Consider the following 17,830-nt stretch of genomic DNA (forward strand, 5'->3'; position numbering starts at 1 on the left):
TGACCCGCGGCACGCGATGTACGTCACTTACGACCATGCCTAGTCGATGGAAACCGCCGCTATTCCAGGTCAACGCGGTGGGAAACGCTCATTACTTCAGGGAGCCGGGTTTTCTCACGAAGATGGGTAGTACAGAGCACCATTGCCTCGATTCCGGACCGTCGCTAAACATGGATTCCGACGCGCCGAGAGCGAGTCGCGGTGAACGCCCCGAGGGCGAACGCGGCAAAGACCTCCGGTGCGCAACGCGCCGCCAAAGAAGGCCGCTCCCCGATCCCGTACCTGGAAGAGGTCACTCTGCATGCCCAGCTTCACCCTGCCCCGCGCTGTCCGTATGACCCGCATCACCCGTACCCACAAGGTCGCCGTGGCCGTTCTGGCCGCCGCGGGTGCCACCTCGGGTCTGGCGCTCACCTCCGCCCCGGACACCGCACAGGCTGCGTCTGAGCACGCTCCGGCCGCGGTCAAGCCCGTCAGCGCCAACGGCCTGCCGGCCAAGAAGGCCGACGACGCCAAGACCGGCCGCCCGGTGACCGCCTCGGTCGCCGACCACATCAAGGTGACCGCCGTCGCCAAGCAGCACACCGCCCAGCAGGCCGCCAACCGCTCCACCGAGCGCAAGGCCGTGAAGGACTACCCGAACAACCTCGACGGCTGGATCCGCGAGGCGCTCGACATCATGCACGCCAAGGGCATCCCGGGCTCCTACGAGGGCCTGCACCGCAACATCATGCGCGAGTCCAGCGGCAACCCCAACGCCGTCAACGACTGGGACATCAACGCCATCAACGGCATCCCCTCCAAGGGCCTGCTCCAGGTGATCCAGCCCACCTTCGACCGCTACCACGTCGCCGGCACGGCCAACAAGCTGACCGACCCGGTGGCCAACATCACCGCCGCCGCCAACTACGCGGCCGACCGCTACGGCTCGATCGACAACGTCAACTCGGCCTACTGAGCCGACGGCGCCGAGCCGTCGCCGGCGGAACCGCCGGCCCCACCGGACCACCAGGTCACGGGAGAGACGGATCACAAACGCGGGCCCGACCGGCTCGTCATGAGGAGCAGCTTGCGAAGCGGCGGAATGGCGCGTTCGCCGCTGCGCGCGGAGCGGGCCCCGGCACAGCCGGGGCCCGCTTCGTTCCGTCCGGGCACCGCTTCGTTCCGTCCGGTCACCGGCCCGGACGCCAGGGTGACCGTTCCTGCCCGCCGGACGGGTGAGATGCGGGGCCGGACGGCGGACTGACGGCCTGTCGAGTCATGGAGTCAGGCAGTTCTGCGTATAAGTCTCTTATCGGCAGAATTCTGCTCAAATCCTGCCGTACCTGACTCAACCGAAGGCCTCGGAGGCATGCGATGCCCTTGCGCAGATCCGGTCCGGCCCGCCGTAAAGTCGCCACGGCCGGAACGCTCGTTACTCTCCTCTCCGTGCTCGCTCTGCCCCTCGCACTGCCCGGATCGGCCACGGCGACCGATGCCGCGAAGCGACCCGCCCACCCCGACGAGGACTGGATGGGCTCCACCATCGCGCTCCACGAGGGCGGCGACCGGGCCGGCGGCATCGAGCCGCGGGCGTCGTACGGCAGGAGGGCGGTGGCCGGGGTCGACGTCTCCAGCCACAACCACAACGTCGGCTGGTCGCACCTGCGCAGGTCAGGGGTGCGCTTCGCGTATGTCAAGGCCACCGAGGGGACGAATTACACCAACCCGTACTTCGCCCAGCAGTACCGGGGCTCCTACCACGCGGGGATGATCCACGGCGCCTACCACTTCGCCCTGCCCGACCACTCCAGCGGCGCCACCCAGGCGCGCTACTTCGCCCACCACGGCGGCGACTGGTCCCGGGACGGCAGGACACTGCCCGGCGCGCTCGACATGGAGTACAACCCCTACGGCGCGACCTGCTACGGCAAGAGCGCCAGGGCAATGGTCAGCTGGATCCACGACTTCGCGCGCACCTACCGGGAGGAGACGGGGCGCGACGCGGTCATCTACACCTCCACGAACTGGTGGAAGCGGTGCACCGGCAATTCAGGGAAGTTCGGCCGGACCAATCCGCTGTGGATCCCGCGCTACGGCTCCTCCGTCGGCGCGCTGCCGGGCGGCTGGCGGTACCACAGCATCTGGCAGCACACCTCCTCCGGACACCCGGTCGGTGACCGCAACCGCTTCAACGGCCCCTTCAGCCGGCTGAAGGTCCTCGCGTACGGCGAGGACGACGACGACTGACCCTCCCCCACGCACCGCTGAAGCTTCCGGCCGGTCCCCGGCGCCCCGTGATCGGGCGCCGGGGACCGGCCGCTCGTCGTCCGGCGCCGCACCGGCGCACCGGCTCACCGGAGCCCGCGCAGCACACCGCATCGACAACTCGATTCGAACAACGGGCAATTCCCGCGGCGCTACAACCTTCGTGGGCCGCTCCGGGTCCAACACTGCGAAATGACCACGCGACGCACCCACTCGACGGGGGTAATCCCATGAAGCGTTCACGTGCCATCGCAGGATCTGCCGTACTCGCCGTGGCCGGACTCGCCACGATGGCCACGGCGACCACCGCAACCGCCGCACCGACCGCCACCGCCGCGTACAACGGGGCCTGTGGCAGCGGCTACCGTGTGGTGAATTCCGTACCGGTCACCGGAAAGGGGACCGTGTACCTGACGTACAGCGCGAAGACCGGAAAGAACTGTGTCGTGACCGTGCGGAACAGCCCCGGAAAGCCGGTGTACGTCTACACGTATCTCACGGCCACCGACGGCAGTTCCGACTGGGTTTACGACAGCGGGCAATACACCACCTACGCCGGTCCGGTGTATCTCCCGGCGAAGGGCCGGTGCGTGGACTGGGGCGGCGCGATCGAAACGGTGAGCGTCAGCGTTTCGGGCTCCAACTGCGGCCGGATGGCGCCCGGCGTGGTCACCCACCGCCGCTGACCGCGCGGCGGCCGACGGCGGTCCCCGGCAGCCCATCCGGGGACCGCCGTCAGTGCACGCCCAGCGCCCGCAGCGCCGAACGCGCCGCGTTGTGGCCGCACATCCCGTGGGCGCCGGCGCCCGGCGGGGTCGACGCCGAGCAGAGGTACACCCCCGGCACCCCGGTCGCGTACGGGTCGAGGGCGATCCGCGGCCGCATCGTCAGGGTCAGCGGGGTGTTGGCGCCGCCGATGATGTCGCCGCCCACGAAGTTGGCGTTGCCGCGCTCCAGCTCGGCGGTCGAGGTGGCGGTGAGTCCGACGATCCGCTCGCGGGTGCCGGGGGCGAACCGCTCGAACTGCGCCAGCATCGCGGCGGTGGCGTCCCCGTTGTAGCCGTGCGGCACATGGGCGTACGCGGAGACCGGGTGGACGTCGCCGGCGGAGCGGCCGGGGTCGGCGAGGTACTGCTGGGAGACCAGGAGGAACGGGCGCTCGGGCATCCGGCCGCGGTGGATCTGCCGCTCGGCGTCCGCGATCTGCGCGAAGCTGCCGCCGAGGTGGACGGTGCCGGCCCGCCGGCAGGCGTCGGCGCGCCAGGGCACCCCGCCCTCGACCGCCAGGTCGAGCTTGAAGGCGGCGGGGCCGTGCCGGTAGCGGGTGTAGGCGCGGCGTACCCGGGGCGGCAGCCGGTCGCCGATCACGGCGGCCGCGGCGGCCGGTGCCAGGTCGAGCAACACCGTTGCGGCGGGCGGCAGTTGACGCAGGGAGCGGATCGTCACGCCGGTCTCGATCCGGCCGCCGGCGGCGGTGAGGAGTCCGGCCAGCGCGCGGGCGATGGCCGCGGAGCCGCCCTTCGCGACCGGCCAGCCGAACCGGTGGCCGGCCGCGATGATCATGAGTCCGACGGATGCGGCGGCGGGCCCGTTCAGCGGCCCGAAGAGGTGCGCCGCCACCCCGCCGTAGAGGCCACGGGCCTCCTCCGTGCGGAAGCGGCCGGCGAGCGCGGTGGCGGGCTGTAGGGCGCGCAGCCCGAAGCGGGCGAGCCGGACCGGATGCCGGGGCACCCGCAGGAGGGGCTTCATGACGGCGTCGGTGAGCACCTCGGCGTCGGCGGCCGGCGGCCCGAAGAGCCGCCGCCACGCCGGACCGTCGGCGCCGAGCCCGTCCGCCGTCCGCGCCAGGGACCGGTACAGCGCCCCCGCGCCACCGGAGTCGACCGGATGGGCGAGGTCGATCTCCGGCCAGCACCACTCCAGCCCGTGTGCCGCGACGTCCAGCGTGCGCAGATACGGCGAGCCGGCGCCCATCACATGCGTCGAGGAGCAGTGGTCGAACAGCAGGCCGGGGGCGAACAGCTCACCGCTGCGGACGCCGCCGCCGATCTCGTCCGCCGCCTCGAAGACCGTCACCTTCAGTCCGGCCTGTGCCAGCGTCACCGCCGCGGCCAGCCCGTTCGGTCCGGCGCCCACCACGACCGCCGCGTCTCGTTCCCGTCCCGCCCGTTTCGTCATGCCGCCAGCATGCCAAGCAGGGAGCCGGCGGGGTGCGGGTGGGGTGCGCAACCGACGTGCGGGGGTGCGGAGTTCACGCCGGGCGGGCGGCGGCCGCGGCCTCGGCGGCGGCCGCGATGTTGCGGGCCATGCCGCCGAACACCACGGCGTGGAAGGGGGCGACGCACCACCAGTAGGCATGGCCGGTCAGCCCGTGCGGATGGAACAGCGCCCGCTGGGCATAGCGGGTGCGGCCCTCGGCGTCGCGGGCGACCGTCATCTCCAGCCAGGCGAGGCCGGGGAGCCGCATCTCGGCGCGCAGTCGCAGCAGCCGCCCGGGCTCGGCCGCCTCGACCCGCCAGAAGTCGAGCGAGTCGCCGACCCGGAGGCGGCCGGCGTCCCGTCTGCCGCGGCGCAGTCCCACACCGCCGGCGAGCCGGTCCAGCACGCCGCGCACCGCCCAGGCGAGCGGGAAGGAGTACCAGCCGTTTTCCCCGCCGATGCCCTCCACGACCTGCCAGAGCGTCTCCGGCGGGGCGTTCACGGTGACCTCCCGCCGGTCGGTGTAGAGGCTGCCGCCGGCCCAGTCGGGGTCGGTGGGCAGCGGGTCGCTGGGCGCGCCCGGTACGGCGGCGCCGGACCAGCGGGTGGTGACCTGGGCGTCCCGCACCCGGCGCAGCGCCAGGTCCACCGCGTCGTCGAAGGGCAGCGGGTGGCCCGGCGGGTCCGGGTCGGGGATGTAGCGGGCGAGGTCGTGTTCGTGGCAGACGACCTCGTGGCGCAGCGACTCGGCCAGGGGCCGGGCGATGCCCGGCGGGACGGGGGTGACCAGGCCGATCCAGAGGCTCGACAGGCGGGGGGTGAGGACCGGGACGGGCAGGATGAGCCGTTCCGGCAGGCCCGCCGCCCGCGCGTAGCGCTGCATCATGTCGCGGTAGGTGAGGATGTCCGGGCCGCCGATGTCGAAGGTCCGGCTGACGTCGGCGGGGAGCCGGGCGCAGCCGACGAGGTACCGCAGCACATCGCGGACGGCGATGGGCTGGATGCGGGTGCGTACCCAGCTCGGCGTGATCATGACCGGCAGCCGTTCGGTGAGGTAGCGCAGCATCTCGAAGGAGGCGGAACCGGAGCCGATGATGACCGCGGCGCGCAGCACGGCGGTGGGGACACCGGAGGCCAGCAGGATGTCGGCGACCTCGGACCGGGAGCGCAGGTGGGGTGAGAGGTCCCGTTCGGGGATGCCGCGCGGGGTGAGTCCGCCGAGGTAGACGATGCGGTGTACACCGGCGGCGCGGGCCTCCTCGGCGAAGATCCGCGCGGCCCGCCGGTCGGTCTCCTCGAACCGCGGGCCGGTGCCGAGGGCGTGCACGAGGTAGTAGGCGACGTCGACGCCGGCCAGCGCGCGGCGCATCGAGCCGGCGTCGGTGACGTCGCCGCGGACGATCTCCGCCTGGCCGGCCCAGGGGTGGTCCCGCAGCTTCTCGGGGGTCCTGGCCAGCGCCCGGACGGCGTATCCGGCGGCGAGCAGCTCGGGCACCAGGCGGCCGCCGAGGTAGCCGGTGGCGCCGGTGACCAGGGCGCGCGGTGCTGCGGGGGCGCCGGTGTCGGCCATGGATGGACCTCCTCACGTACCAGTCTGTCCCGCCGCGGGGCGCTGCGCTTCGCGGCGCCTCCCACGTACCTGTCCGTCCCGCCGCGGGGCGCTGCGCTTCGCGGCGCCTCCCACGTACCTGTCCGTCCCGCCGCGGGGCGCTGCGCTTCGCGACGCCTCCCACGTACCTGTCCGTCCCGCCTCGGGGCTCGCTCGCCGTTGTGCGCTTTGCGGCGCCCCGCACGTACCCGTCTGTGCCGCCGTCGGGCCTGGTCTCCGTGGCGCCTGCGGCGGGCCGGGTGGTTGTCGGGTGCGGTTCTGGCCCTCCAGACTTCGTCCTCCGGTCCAGCCCCTCCCGTAGGAGGAAAGGGAACGGCCGGTGGGGGTGCGCGGAGTCCTACGCACAGGCAGTGAACGGAACCACGCCCGCCGCATGGGGGTACCTCCCACGCCCTTCAGGCAGTGGGGGAGCAACGGCGAGCAAGCCCCGCGGCGGGACGGACAAGTACGTGCGGGGCGACCCTCACTCGCAGGGCCCGGTGCTCTCCCGGGCCTCCAGGTGGGGCAGTTCGCCCTGGACGGTGCGCGGCGGGCCGCCGTCGAGGACGGTGAGGAGCTCGTGGGCGGCGAGTCGGCCGAAGCCGGGGGTGTCGCGGACCAGCGCGGTCAGGCGGGGGTGGGTGACCCGGCAGAGCGCGGAGTCGTCCCAGGCCACGATCGACAGCGCGGCGGGGACGGGGATGCCGCGCTCGGCGGCCACCGAGGCGCCGGCCACCGCCATCACGTCGTTGTCGTAGATGATCGCCGTGGGCGGCCGGGGGTCGTCCAGGATGCGGCGGGTGGCCTCGGCCCCCTCCGCGTCGGAGTAGTCGGTGGTCACCGAGCGGACCTGCCGCTCGTCGAGGCCGCGGAGCGCCGCCTCGGTGCGCAGCGAGCGGATCCGGCGGGCGGTGTGGGCGAGGCCGGGCAGGCCCGCGACGTGCACGATCCGGCGGTGGCCGAGGCCGTGGAGGTGGTCCAGGACGCGGGCCATGGCCTTGGCGTCGTCGGCCCAGACGGTGGGGAGCAGCGGTGGCGGCGCGGTGTCCGGCTCCTGGTCCGACGGTGCGGGGCCGGCCGGGCCACCGATGGCGACGGCGGGCAGGCCGAGCGCGGCGAGGAGTTCCGGGCGGGGGTCGTCGGTGCGGGGGTCGACGACGAGGACGCCGTCCACCCGGCGCTCGGCCCACCAGCGGCGGTAGAGCGCGCACTCGGTGTCGAGGTCCTCGACGACCTGGAAGAGCAGCGCGATCTTCCGGGCCGCGAGCACTTCCTGTATGCCGGAGACGAGTTGCAGGAAGAAGGATTCGACGCCCAGGGTGCGGGCGGGGCGGGCGAGGACGAGTCCGAGGGCGCCGGCGCGTTCGCCGGAGAGGGCGCGGGCGGCGGAGTTGGCCTGCCAGCCGAGTTCCTCGGCGACCCGGCGGACCCGGGCGCGGGTGTCGTCGGAGACGCCCGGCCGGTCGTTGAGCGCGAAGGAGACGGCGCTCTCCGAGACCCCGGCCCGGCGGGCGATGTCCTTGATCGTGGGCCGGCGCGCCGGCCTGTGGCGGGCGGCCCCACCGGGCGCTGTCATGGGCGGGCTCTCCTCGCGCTGAACCGCATTAGTGCGCCTCAGTCTGATCAGGGCAGGGCGGTGTGTCAAACGTGTGCCAATCCCCTCGCCGCGCCTCGCGAAGTCCCGTCCGCAGCACGGGTATTGACACTCACTAAAGCGCATTAGTAGCGTCTGCCGCGTCGTCGCCCGAGGTCCTGCGGAATACCCGCCGAAACGGCCTGGAACTCTCTCTCCCGGGGCCGGTGCGCGGCATTTTCCTGCGGTCTGGTCCGAGCAGAGGAGCCGCCAGCCATGCGCAGAGTTACCATTCCCCGCCGAGCCGGTGCCGCGGCCGTCGTCCTGGCCCTCTCGGCGCTCACCCTGACCGCGTGCGGATCCGGCGGCGGAGCCGGGGGCAGCGCCTCGGGGAAGGTCGAGGGCCAGGTCACCTTCCAGACCTGGAACCTCAAGGCGAATTTCAAGAATTACTTCGAGGGGCTCATCAAGGACTTCGAGCGGACGTACCCGGACGCCCGGGTGAAGTGGATCGACCAGCCGGCCGAGGGATATCCGGAGAAACTCAGCGCGGACGCGGCCGGCGGCACCCTGCCGGACGTGGTGAACGTATCACCGGATCTCGCCTATCCGCTGGCGAAGGCCGGGCTCGCGCTCGACCTGGAAAAGGCAGCCGGGAAATACCGCGGAGAATATCTCGACGGGGCCTGGAAGAGCCATGAGATGCCGGGCCTGCCGGGTGTCTACGCCTTCCCCTGGTATCTGAACACCGGCCCGATGTTCTACAACAAGGAGCTCTTCAGGAAGGCCGGACTGGATCCGGACGCACCGCCGACCACCTATGACCAGCTCTTCACGGACGCGGTGGCGATGGCGAGGAAGAGCGGCCGGAGGATAGCGATGCTCGCCAGTACGCCGTCGATCGAGGACTTCGGCCGGTACGGCGTACGGCTGATGAACACCCGCGGCACCGAGTTCACCTTCAACGAGCCCAAGGGCGTCGAACTGCTCGGCCACTACCGGGAGTTGTACGCGGCCGGGGCGCTGGACTCCCAGGCGCTGACCGCACAGGCCGAATCGGCGGGGCGGAAGTTCGAGCAGCAGTCCGTCGCCATGAACCCGGGCAGCGCGCTCGATCTGCAGAACTTCAAGAAGGACGCGCCGAGTCTCTACCGGCACATCGGTATCACCGACGCGGCCAACAACACCGGTAAGGCCAATATGTACGTGCAGGGCCTGATGGTGAACGCGCAGAGCAAGGTGAAGCCGGCGGCGGTGGCCTTCGCGCACTTCGTCACCGACAAGAAGAACCAGATGGCGTTCGCCAAGGAGGTCACGATCTTCCCGAGCACCAAGGGCTCGCTGGACGATCCGTACTTCACCAAGGAGGACGGCACCGATGCGACGCGGGTGCGGGTGGCCTCGGCCAAGTCGCTCACGACCGCGGTGAATTACACCCCGGTGCTGCTGAGTGACCAGATGAAGACCGTGCTGCGCAATGCGGTCGCCCGGGCCGTGCAGGGAAAGCAGTCGCCCAAGGCGGCGCTGGACGGTGCGGCCGCGGAGTGCAATCGCCTGCTGAAGACCGGCTGAGCCCGAGGCCGCCGTGACAAGGCATCATCCCGCGAGTCCCTGGCTGTTCCTCGCCCCCGGACTGCTGATCGTCCTCGCCTTCGGCCTGTATCCGTTCCTCAGCACGGTGACGCATTCCTTCACCGACGCCCGCACGCTCACCGAGGGGCAGTTCGTCGGGGCCGCGAATTACCGCGAGCTGATCCACGACGCGATGTTCTGGACCGGGCTGCGCAACAGCGTGCTCTACGTCCTCGGGGTCGTCCCGCTGCTGGTGGTCCTGCCGCTGCTGCTGGCGCTGCTGGTGCAGCGGCAGATTCCCGGGATCGCCTTCTTCCGGGCGGCGTTCTACACCCCGGTGGTCGCCTCCGTCGTGGTGGTCTCGCTGATCTGGGTGTGGCTGCTGGACGACCGAGGGCTGATCAACGCGCTGCTGGAGGGGCTGGGCTTCGGGACGGCCGGCTTCCTCAGCGACCCTTGGCTGCTGCTGCTCAGCGCCATGGCGGTCACCGTCTGGAAGGGCCTCGGCTACTACATGATCATTTATCTGGCGGCGCTGGCCAACGTCCCCGGGGAACTGCACGAGGCCTGCGCGGTCGACGGGGCCGGCGCGGTGCGCCGCTTCCTGACCGTGACGGTGCCCGCGCTGCGGTCCACGATGGTGCTGGTGGCCGCGCTCTCGTCGGTCAGCGCGTTCAAGGTGTTCTCCGAGGTCTATCTGATGGCCGGCCCGACCGGCGGGCCCGGCGGCGAGGACACCACGCTGGTGATGCTCGTCCAGCAGGCCGGCACCGGGCTGTCCGGCCGGGTCGGCTATGCCTCGGCGCTGTCCGTGGTGGTCTTCGTGATCACCCTGGGGCTGATGCTGCTGGTGCTGCGCGCGAACCGCAGGGAGGAGGCATGAGCGCGCCCGCGCCGCGGTACGCGCGCGCCGGGCGGCAACTGCCGCGGTGGCGGCTGGCGCTGCGTTACGCGCTGCTGCTCGCCGTACTGGCGCTGATGGTCGGGCCGTTCCTCTGGCAGCTGTCCACCTCCCTCAAGGGCCCCGGCGAGGACATCTACCGCTATCCGCCGAGCCTGGTCCCGCACCGGCTGACGCTGGCGAACTACGCGGACGTCGCCCGGATCATCCCGGTCTGGGACTTCGCCCTGAACTCCCTCAAGGTCGCCACCGCCAATGTGCTCACCAACTGCGCGGGCGCGGCGCTCGCCGGCTATGCGCTCGCCCGGCTGCGGTTCCGGGGCCGCCGGGCCGCGCTGGTGGTCTTCCTCATGGCGATGCTGGTCCCGGTCGAGAGCATCATGATCGCCCAGTTCGTGACGATGCGGGCGCTGCAGCTCAACAACACCCTGCTCGGGGTGGTGCTGCCCGGCTGCATCGGGGCGATGAACGTGCTGCTGATGCGCAATGCCTTCGCGGCGCTGCCGTACGAGGTCGAGGAGGCGGCGTTCGTCGACGGCGCCAACGCCTGGCAGCGGTTCGTGCGGATCGCGCTGCCGTCGGTGAGGGGCACCCTCGCGGTGGTGGCGATCTTCGCCTTCATGGGGGCCTGGGACGACTTCCTGTGGCCGCTGATCGTGCTGAGCGACCAGTCGAAGTTCACCCTGACGATCGGGCTGAACTTCCTGCACGGCACCTTCGCCGACAACCAGCGGCTGGTGGCGGCCGGCACCGTCATCGCGGTCCTGCCGCTGATCGTGCTCTTCGCCTGTCTCCAGCGCTCCTTCTTCCGCGGCGTCGGCGAGGGCGCCGTCAAGGGCTGAACCCGCCGGCCGAGCCGTATCCCCGCCGCCTTCGACCCCAGGAGTCCCATGCGATTCGGCGTCAACTACACGCCCACCCAGGGCTGGTTCCACCACTGGCTGGACTTCGACCTCGACGCGGTACGCGCGGACCTCGACTCCGTCGCCGCGCTGGGCCTGGACCACATCCGGGTCTTCCCGCTCTGGCCGCTGTTCCAGCCGAACCGGGCGCTGATCCGGCCGCGCGCCGTGGAGCAGCTGGTGCAGCTCGCGGACGCGGCGGCCGAACGCGGGCTCGACATCGCCGTCGACGGGCTGCAGGGGCATCTGTCGAGCTTCGACTTCCTGCCCGCCTGGACGCGGACCTGGCACCGCCGCAACCTCTTCACCGACCCGGAGGTGCTGGCGGGCCAGGAGGAGTACCTGCGCACGCTGGCGGCCGCGCTCGCGGACCGCCCGGCCTTCCTCGGGATGACGCTCGGCAACGAGATCAACCAGTTCTCCGACGGCCCGCATCCGGACCCGGACCACATCACCGGCGCGGAGGCCACGGCCTGGCTGGAGCGGATGCTGGCGGCCTGCGAGCGCGGCGCGCCGGGCCGGATGCATCTGCACGCCGCGTACGACGCCGCCTGGTACCGCGACGGCCATCCGTTCACCCCGGCGCAGGCGGCCCGGCTGGGTGCCGTGACGGCCGTGCACTCCTGGGTGTTCAACGGCACCGCCCAGCGCCACGGGCCGGCGGGCACCGCCACCGAGCAGCACGCCGCCTATCTCGTCGAGCTGTCCAAGGCGTGGGCGACGGACCCGCACCGGCCGGTGTGGCTCCAGGAGGTCGGTGCGCCCGCGCCGCACATCCCCGCGGAGCGGGCGGCGCACTTCACCGGGGCGACCGTCGCGGCCGTCCTGGACTGCCCGGACCTGTGGGGCGTCACGTGGTGGTGTTCGCACGACGTGTCCCGGTCGCTCGCGGACTTCCCGGAGCTGGAGTACGGGCTCGGGCTGCTCCGCACCGACCGCACGGTCAAGCCGGCCGGGCGGGCGCTGGCGGCACTGGCCGCCGAGTGGCGCGGCCGCGAGCACCGGCCGCCGGTGCGGAACTGCGCGCTGGTCGTGGACGTGGGCGGGGCCGGCGCCGCGCCGCACCGGTCGGTGTGCGCACCCGGCGGGCCGGTCTTCGAGGCCTGGGCCGAGCTGGCCGCCCAGGGCGCCCGGCCGGCGCTCGTACTGGCCGAACTCGCCGGGAACCGGGAGCATTTGGCGTCCCGTGGCATCACCGAGGTCGTTTCACCCGACGAGGTGCGTGCGTCCGGCGGCTCCGCCCGCGCCGCGCGTCGCCGGCCGCCGTCCGTTCCCCACCGGAGGAGCACCTCATGACGCACCGCCCGCTGCCCGTCCCCCGCCGTCGTGTGCTGCTGGCCGGGGCGGGCGCCGCGGTCGCCCTGTTCGGCCCGCCCTTCGCGAGCGGTGCGCGGGCGGCCGGCCGCCCCCGCGCGGCGGACCCGCTCCAGCCGTACGCGTCGTACTGGTTCCCCGACTCGTTGCCGGAGGGCACGCCGGACGACGGTGTGGTGTGGCGCAGCCTCGCGGCGTGGACGCCCGGGTCCGACCGGGACCTGCCGTTCAACACGGCGACGGTGCCGCTCGCCTAGCGGTTCACGCCGGTGCCGGCGAACACCTCGGCCCGCGCCGGGCAGGCCCGGATCAGCGCCCTGGCGGCCTTCGACCACACCGCGGGCAATCCCTCGCAGGGCTCGGCGACCGCGGACCACTACGCGCCGACGCACTGGGCGTACCTCGACGAGCTGGTCTTCTGGGGCGGCTCGTCCGGCGAGGGCCTGATCCTCGCGCCGAACGCCCCGGTGGTGGACGCCGCGCACCGCAACGGCGTGCCCGTCCTGGGCACCGTCTTCCTGCCGCCGGCCGCCTACGGCGGGCAGCTGCGCTGGACCCGTGACCTGGTGCGGAAGGACGCCGCGGGGCGCTTCCCGCTCGCCGCGAAGCTGGCTCGGGTGGCCGCGGCGTACGGCTTCGACGGCTGGTTCGTCAACGCGGAGACCGGTGGCGGGGACGCCGCGCTCGCCGACGACATGCGAGGTTTCCTGCGGGCGCTGCGCACCGCGGGCGCCCGGCACGGACTGCGCATCACGTGGTACGACGCGATGAACCGGACCGGGCAGGTCGGCTGGCAGGGTGCGCTGAACGACCTCAACCGGACGTTCTTCCAGGACACCGCCGGGCCGGTCGCCGACTCGCTGTTCGTCGACTTCCGCTGGACCGCCCGGTCGCTCGTGGACTCGGGCCGTCTCGCCGGTCAACTGGGCCGCAGCCGCTACGAGTTGTGGGCCGGGGTCGACGTCGAGTCGGCCGGCTGGAACACCCGCACGGACTGGGACGCGATCGTCCCGGCCGGGCGCGACCACGTCGTCTCGTACGGCTTCTACCGTCCGGAGTGGACGCTGACGCATCTGCCCGAGGGGCGTACGCCCGGTGACTTCCATGCCGCGGACGACCGGTTCTGGTCGGGCGAGGGACTGGATCCGACCGTGCCGGGCGGTGCGGGGGACGGCTGGCGGGCGCCGGCCGCGGTGGTCGCGGACCGGTCGGTGCTGACCGCGCTGCCGTTCGCCACCACCTTCAACACCGGGCACGGGCTGCGCTGGTACGACGGCGGGCGCGCGGTCTCGGACGCGCCCTGGAACCACCTCGGGTTGCAGGACGTGCTGCCGCCGCGGCGCTGGGCGGTACGCACCGCGGGCGCCCGCCCGGAGGTCTCGCTGGACTTCGCCGCCGCCTGGCGCGGCGGCAGCAGTCTGCTGGTGCGCGGTGCGCTCGACGCCCCGGCGACGCTGGAGCTGTTCCCGGCGCGGCTGCCGGCCGGTGCGGAGACGGTGGTCGGCCTCACCCATCGCCTCGATCCGTCGTCGGGGCCGGTGACCGTCGAGGTGGCGGTGGCCCTGCGGGACGCGCCGGCGCCGGGCGAACCCGCTCCGTACGCCTTCCTGCCGGCCGGCACGCTGGAGCCGGGCGGCGGCTGGCGCACCGACACCGTGCGGCTCGGCCCGCTGGTCCCGGGCACGGTCCGTGCGCTGGGGGTGCGGCTGACCGGCCGCGGCGGCGGTGCGGTGGCCTGGCGGCTGGGGGCGCTGACGATCCGCGACCGCGCCGGGTCGCCGGCCGCGCCCGCCGGGCTGCGGGTCACCGACCGCGCCACCACGGACGGCGCGCTCGCCCTGCGGCTGCGCTGGGAGCGGGCCGCCGGCCCGGTGCGCCACTACGAGCTGTACCGCCAACTTCCGGACGGCGCCCGGCGGTTCCTCGGCGGTACGTGCGGTACGGCGTACTACGTCCGCGGGCTGGAGCGGGCCGCGGGCGAGGCGGCCGCCCGGCTGGAGGTGCGCGCGGTGCACGAACTGTTCACGGTCTCGGCGCCGGCCCGCACCGACGTCCCCTGGTGACCGCCCGCCCTTCCGCCTCTCCTTCTCGCCTCTCCCTCCCACCTCCCCTTTCTCGCCTCTCCTTCTCGACGCTACGGAGCCCCTCCCATGCATGACGATCGCGTACTGGTCGAAGCCCGGCTCAAGCGGGTCCTGGACGAGCGCATCCGGCCGGCGCTCTATCCGGAGTCGGTCCCCTTGGAGGTCGCGGCCTGGGTCGCGCCCGGTGAGCCGGTGGGCGTGGCGGAGGGGCTGGCCGCCGAGCACACCCCGGTGGCGGTGGGGGACGCCTGGGGCGCGCCGTGGGGCACGACCTGGTTCCGGGTCCGCGGGCAGGTGCCGGAACGGTGGGCCGGGCGGACCGTGGAGGCGGTGCTGGACCTGGGCTTCGACGAGCGGATGCCGGGGTTCCAGTGCGAGGCGCTGGTCTACCGGCCCGACGGCAGCCCGGTCAAGGCGCTCAACCCGCGCAACCAGTGGGTGCGGGTGGGGGCGCCGGTGCGCGGCGGGGAGCGCGTCGAATGGCATCTGGAGGCCGCGTCCAACCCGGTGATCCTGGACGTGCACCCGTTCCTGCCCACCCGGTTGGGCGACCGGGATACCGCGGGCAGTGCGCCGCGGTACCGGCTGGCGCGGATGGATCTGGCGGTGTTCGACACCGAGGTGTGGGAGCTCGTCCAGGACCTGGAGGTGCTGGACGAGCTGATGGCGGAGCTCCCGGTGGACGGTCCGCGGCGCTGGGAGGTGCTGCGGGCGGTCGGCCGGGCGCTGGACGCGGTGGACCTGCAGCGCGTCAACGCGACGGCCGGGGCGGCCCGTTCGGAGCTGCGGGAGGTGCTGGCGGCACCCGCGGGGGCCTCGGCGCACCGGATCAGCGCGGTGGGGCACGCCCACATCGACTCGGCGTGGCTGTGGCCGCTGCGCGAGACGGTCCGGAAGGTGGCGCGGACCACGTCGAACATGACGGCGCTGCTGGAGGACGAGCCGGAGTTCGTCTACGCCATGTCGCAGGCGCAGCAGTACGCGTGGATCAAGGACCACCGGCCGGAGGTCTACGCCCGGGTCAAGAAGGCGGTCGCGGAGGGCCGGTTCGTCCCGGCGGGCGGGATGTGGGTCGAGTCGGACACCAACATGCCGGGGTCGGAGGCGATGGCCCGGCAGTTCGTGCACGGCAAGCGGTTCTTCCTGGAGGAGTTCGGGGTCGAGAACGAGGAGGCGTGGCTGCCGGACACCTTCGGGTTCGCCGCGGGGCTGCCGCAGATCATCCGGGCGGCGGGCGCGAAATGGCTGCTCACCCAGAAGATCTCCTGGAGCCAGGTGAACCCCTTCCCGCACCACACCTTCCGCTGGGAGGGCATCGACGGCACCCGGATCTTCACCCACTTCCCGCCGGTGGACACCTACAACTGTCAGCTTTCGGGCGGTGAACTCGCCCATGCGGCACGGAACTTCAAGGACAAGGGGGTGGCCCGGCACTCGCTGGCGCCGACCGGCTGGGGCGACGGGGGCGGCGGCACCACCCGCGAGATGGTCGCCAGGGCCCGGCGGCTGCGCGATCTGGACGGGTCGCCGACGGTGGTGTGGGAGAAGCCCGCGGACTTCTTCGCGCGGGCGGAGGCGGAGTATCCGCAGGCGCCGGTGTGGGTGGGCGAGCTGTATCTGGAGCTGCACCGCGGGACCCTGACCAGCCAGGCGAAGACCAAGCGCGGCAACCGGCGCAGCGAGCAGCTGCTGCGGGAGGCGGAGCTCTGGTCGGCGACCGCCGCCGTGACCCGCGGACACCCGTATCCGTACGAGGAGTTGGACCGCCTCTGGAAGACGGTGCTGCTCCACCAGTTCCACGACATCCTGCCCGGTTCGTCGATCGCCTGGGTGCACCGGGAGGCGGCGGCGACGTACGCGGCGGTCGCCACCGAGCTGGAGGGGCTGATCGCGGGGGCGCTGGCGGCACTGGCCGGCGACGGGGACACCGCGTTGGTGGTGAACTCCGCGCCGCACGCCCGGAGCGGGGTGGCGGCCGGTGCGCTGGCGCCGCCGTCGGCCGAGGGCCCACAGGTGTCCGTCACGCCCCGCGACGACGGTGGTTTCACGCTCACCAACGGTCTGCTGCGGATCGGGATCGACGGCCGCGGGCTGGTGGTCTCCGCGTACGACCTGGCGGCCGGCCGCGAGACGGTGGCTCCCGGGGCGGCGGCGAACCTGCTGCAGGTCCACCCGGACTTCCCGAACATGTGGGACGCGTGGGACGTGGACGCGTTCTACCGCAATGTGGTCACCGATCTGACGGACGCGGACGAGGTGGTCCTCGGGGCGGCGGGCCCGGACGCCGCGACGGTACGGGTGTCCCGTACGTTCGGGGACTCGCGGGTGGAGCAGTCGCTGACGCTGGCGCGCGGGCAGCGGCGGCTGGACGTCGACACCGAGGTCGACTGGCACGAGACGGAGAAGTTCCTCAAGGCCGCGTTCCCGCTGGACGTGCACGCGGAGCGGTACGCCGCGGAGACCCAGTTCGGGCATCTGTACCGGCCCACGCACACCAACACCAGCTGGGAGGCGGCCAAGTTCGAGGCGTGTGCGCACCGGTTCGTGCACGTCGAGGAGCCGGGCTGGGGCGTCGCGCTGGTCAATGACGCGGTCTACGGCCATGACGTGACCCGTACCGTCCGGGACGACGGCGACCGCGGCACCACCACGACCGTGCGGCTGTCGCTGCTGCGCGCCCCGCGCTTCCCGGACCCGGAGACCGACCAGGGCCGACACCGTTTCCGCTACGCGCTGGTGCCCGGCGCCGGGATCGCCGACGCGGTGCGCGAGGGCCACCGGATCAATCTGCCGGAACGCCGGATCACCGGTGCGGGTGCGGTGCCGCCGCTGGTCGCGGTCGACAACGACGCGACGGTGGTGACCGCGGTGAAGCTCGCCGACGACGGGAGCGGCGAGGTGGTCGTCCGCCTCCACGAGGCCCACGGCGGGCGCGCCGCCACGGTGCTCACCACCGGGTTCGAGCTGGCCGGCGCGGTCGCCACCGATCTGCTGGAACGTCCGTGGGAGGACGGTCCGGCGCTCGACCGGCGGGGGAACTCCGTGCGGATGCGGCTGCACCCGTTCCAGATCGTGACGCTGCGACTGCGCCGGGCGGGCGGCGGCCGGTAGCCGGTCGTCGCGGCGGGGAACGGATCAGGGCGTGTCTCCGCGATCAGGCCGCAGCAGGGAGCGGGCCCGGCCGGCCCGGGCCCCGCGTCCGGGGTTGCGGCCGTGGTCCGCCGCCGGTGCGTGCGCGGCGCCGCGCCCCGGGTCCCGGCCGGGGTCCAGGTCCAGCATGTCCATCAGCAACGACAGGTCCGCCGCGTCCCGCGCCCGGCCGGCCAGCGCCTTGCGGGCGAGCCGGCGTTCCTCGTCACCCGGTGCGGCGCGGGCGGGATCCTCGGCACTGCGGTGTTCTTCGCTCACCGCTGCATTCTCGGCCGGACCGCGGTGCCGTGCCCGTCGAGC

Annotated in this window: 12 protein-coding genes and 1 pseudogene; 9 read left to right on the plus strand and 4 right to left on the minus strand. The window is 72.9% G+C overall.

Going from position 1 to position 17,830, the window contains the following annotated elements; genetic code table 11:
• Window positions 1–301 precede the first annotated feature (301 nt).
• From V2J85_RS22420 to V2J85_RS22430, 3 genes are all read left to right on the plus strand, one after another.
• Window positions 302–958 (plus strand): transglycosylase SLT domain-containing protein, encoded by a 657-nt coding sequence (locus V2J85_RS22420; RefSeq protein WP_261954388.1) that lies wholly within the window; start codon window positions 302–304, stop codon window positions 956–958.
• Window positions 959–1,356: 398 nt separating this feature from the next.
• A complete protein-coding gene (locus V2J85_RS22425; RefSeq protein WP_261954389.1) occupies window positions 1,357–2,229 on the plus strand; it encodes a lysozyme in 873 nt (290 codons plus the stop codon).
• A gap of 248 nt (window positions 2,230–2,477) precedes the next feature.
• Window positions 2,478–2,933: a spore-associated protein A gene (locus V2J85_RS22430; protein ID WP_261954390.1), complete on the plus strand. Its 456-nt coding sequence runs from the start codon at window positions 2,478–2,480 to the stop codon at window positions 2,931–2,933.
• A 49-nt stretch (window positions 2,934–2,982) separates the two neighbouring features.
• On the opposite strand, the gene V2J85_RS22435 is transcribed toward V2J85_RS22430, so the two are convergent.
• From V2J85_RS22435 to V2J85_RS22445, 3 genes are all read right to left on the minus strand, one after another.
• The gene (locus V2J85_RS22435; protein WP_330822555.1) at window positions 2,983–4,425 is read right to left on the minus strand and encodes a phytoene desaturase family protein; all 1,443 of its coding nucleotides are present in this window, start codon (window positions 4,423–4,425) and stop codon (window positions 2,983–2,985) included.
• Between the two features lie 73 nt (window positions 4,426–4,498).
• On the minus strand, window positions 4,499–6,016 hold the full coding sequence (locus tag V2J85_RS22440) for an SDR family oxidoreductase (RefSeq protein ID WP_330822556.1): 1,518 nt from the start codon (window positions 6,014–6,016) through the stop codon (window positions 4,499–4,501).
• Window positions 6,017–6,518: 502 nt separating this feature from the next.
• Window positions 6,519–7,610 (minus strand): LacI family DNA-binding transcriptional regulator, encoded by a 1,092-nt coding sequence (locus V2J85_RS22445; RefSeq protein ID WP_261954393.1) that lies wholly within the window; start codon window positions 7,608–7,610, stop codon window positions 6,519–6,521.
• Window positions 7,611–7,883: 273 nt separating this feature from the next.
• Here V2J85_RS22445 and V2J85_RS22450 point away from each other — a divergent pair, with 273 nt between their 5' ends.
• The 6 genes and pseudogenes from V2J85_RS22450 to V2J85_RS22475 all read left to right on the plus strand — a co-directional run bounded on the left by V2J85_RS22450 (window position 7,884) and on the right by V2J85_RS22475 (window position 17,491).
• Window positions 7,884–9,179 carry an ABC transporter substrate-binding protein gene (locus tag V2J85_RS22450; protein WP_330822557.1) on the plus strand — a complete coding sequence of 432 codons (1,296 nt, stop codon included), beginning with the start codon at window positions 7,884–7,886 and terminating at the stop codon, window positions 9,177–9,179.
• Between the two features lie 13 nt (window positions 9,180–9,192).
• Window positions 9,193–10,062 carry a carbohydrate ABC transporter permease gene (locus V2J85_RS22455; RefSeq protein ID WP_261954395.1) on the plus strand — a complete coding sequence of 290 codons (870 nt, stop codon included), beginning with the start codon at window positions 9,193–9,195 and terminating at the stop codon, window positions 10,060–10,062.
• Window positions 10,059–10,922 carry a carbohydrate ABC transporter permease gene (locus V2J85_RS22460; protein ID WP_330822558.1) on the plus strand — a complete coding sequence of 288 codons (864 nt, stop codon included), beginning with the start codon at window positions 10,059–10,061 and terminating at the stop codon, window positions 10,920–10,922. The genes V2J85_RS22455 and V2J85_RS22460 overlap by 4 nt, the downstream gene beginning before the upstream one ends.
• 48 nt (window positions 10,923–10,970) lie before the next feature.
• On the plus strand, window positions 10,971–12,278 hold the full coding sequence (locus V2J85_RS22465; RefSeq protein ID WP_330822559.1) for a glycoside hydrolase 5 family protein: 1,308 nt from the start codon (window positions 10,971–10,973) through the stop codon (window positions 12,276–12,278).
• Window positions 12,275–14,359: pseudogene (locus tag V2J85_RS22470) on the plus strand (endo-beta-N-acetylglucosaminidase). The gene V2J85_RS22465 and the pseudogene V2J85_RS22470 overlap by 4 nt, the downstream one beginning before the upstream one ends.
• An 87-nt stretch (window positions 14,360–14,446) precedes the next feature.
• Window positions 14,447–17,491 (plus strand): alpha-mannosidase, encoded by a 3,045-nt coding sequence (locus V2J85_RS22475; RefSeq protein ID WP_330822560.1) that lies wholly within the window; start codon window positions 14,447–14,449, stop codon window positions 17,489–17,491.
• 24 nt (window positions 17,492–17,515) lie between these two features.
• On the opposite strand, the gene V2J85_RS22480 is transcribed toward V2J85_RS22475, so the two are convergent.
• Window positions 17,516–17,788, minus strand: coding sequence for a hypothetical protein (locus V2J85_RS22480; RefSeq protein WP_261954400.1), 273 nt, complete (start codon window positions 17,786–17,788; stop codon window positions 17,516–17,518).
• Window positions 17,789–17,830 lie beyond the last annotated feature (42 nt).

The organism is Streptomyces bugieae (assembly GCF_036352915.1).
Classification (GTDB): domain Bacteria; phylum Actinomycetota; class Actinomycetes; order Streptomycetales; family Streptomycetaceae; genus Streptomyces; species Streptomyces endophytica.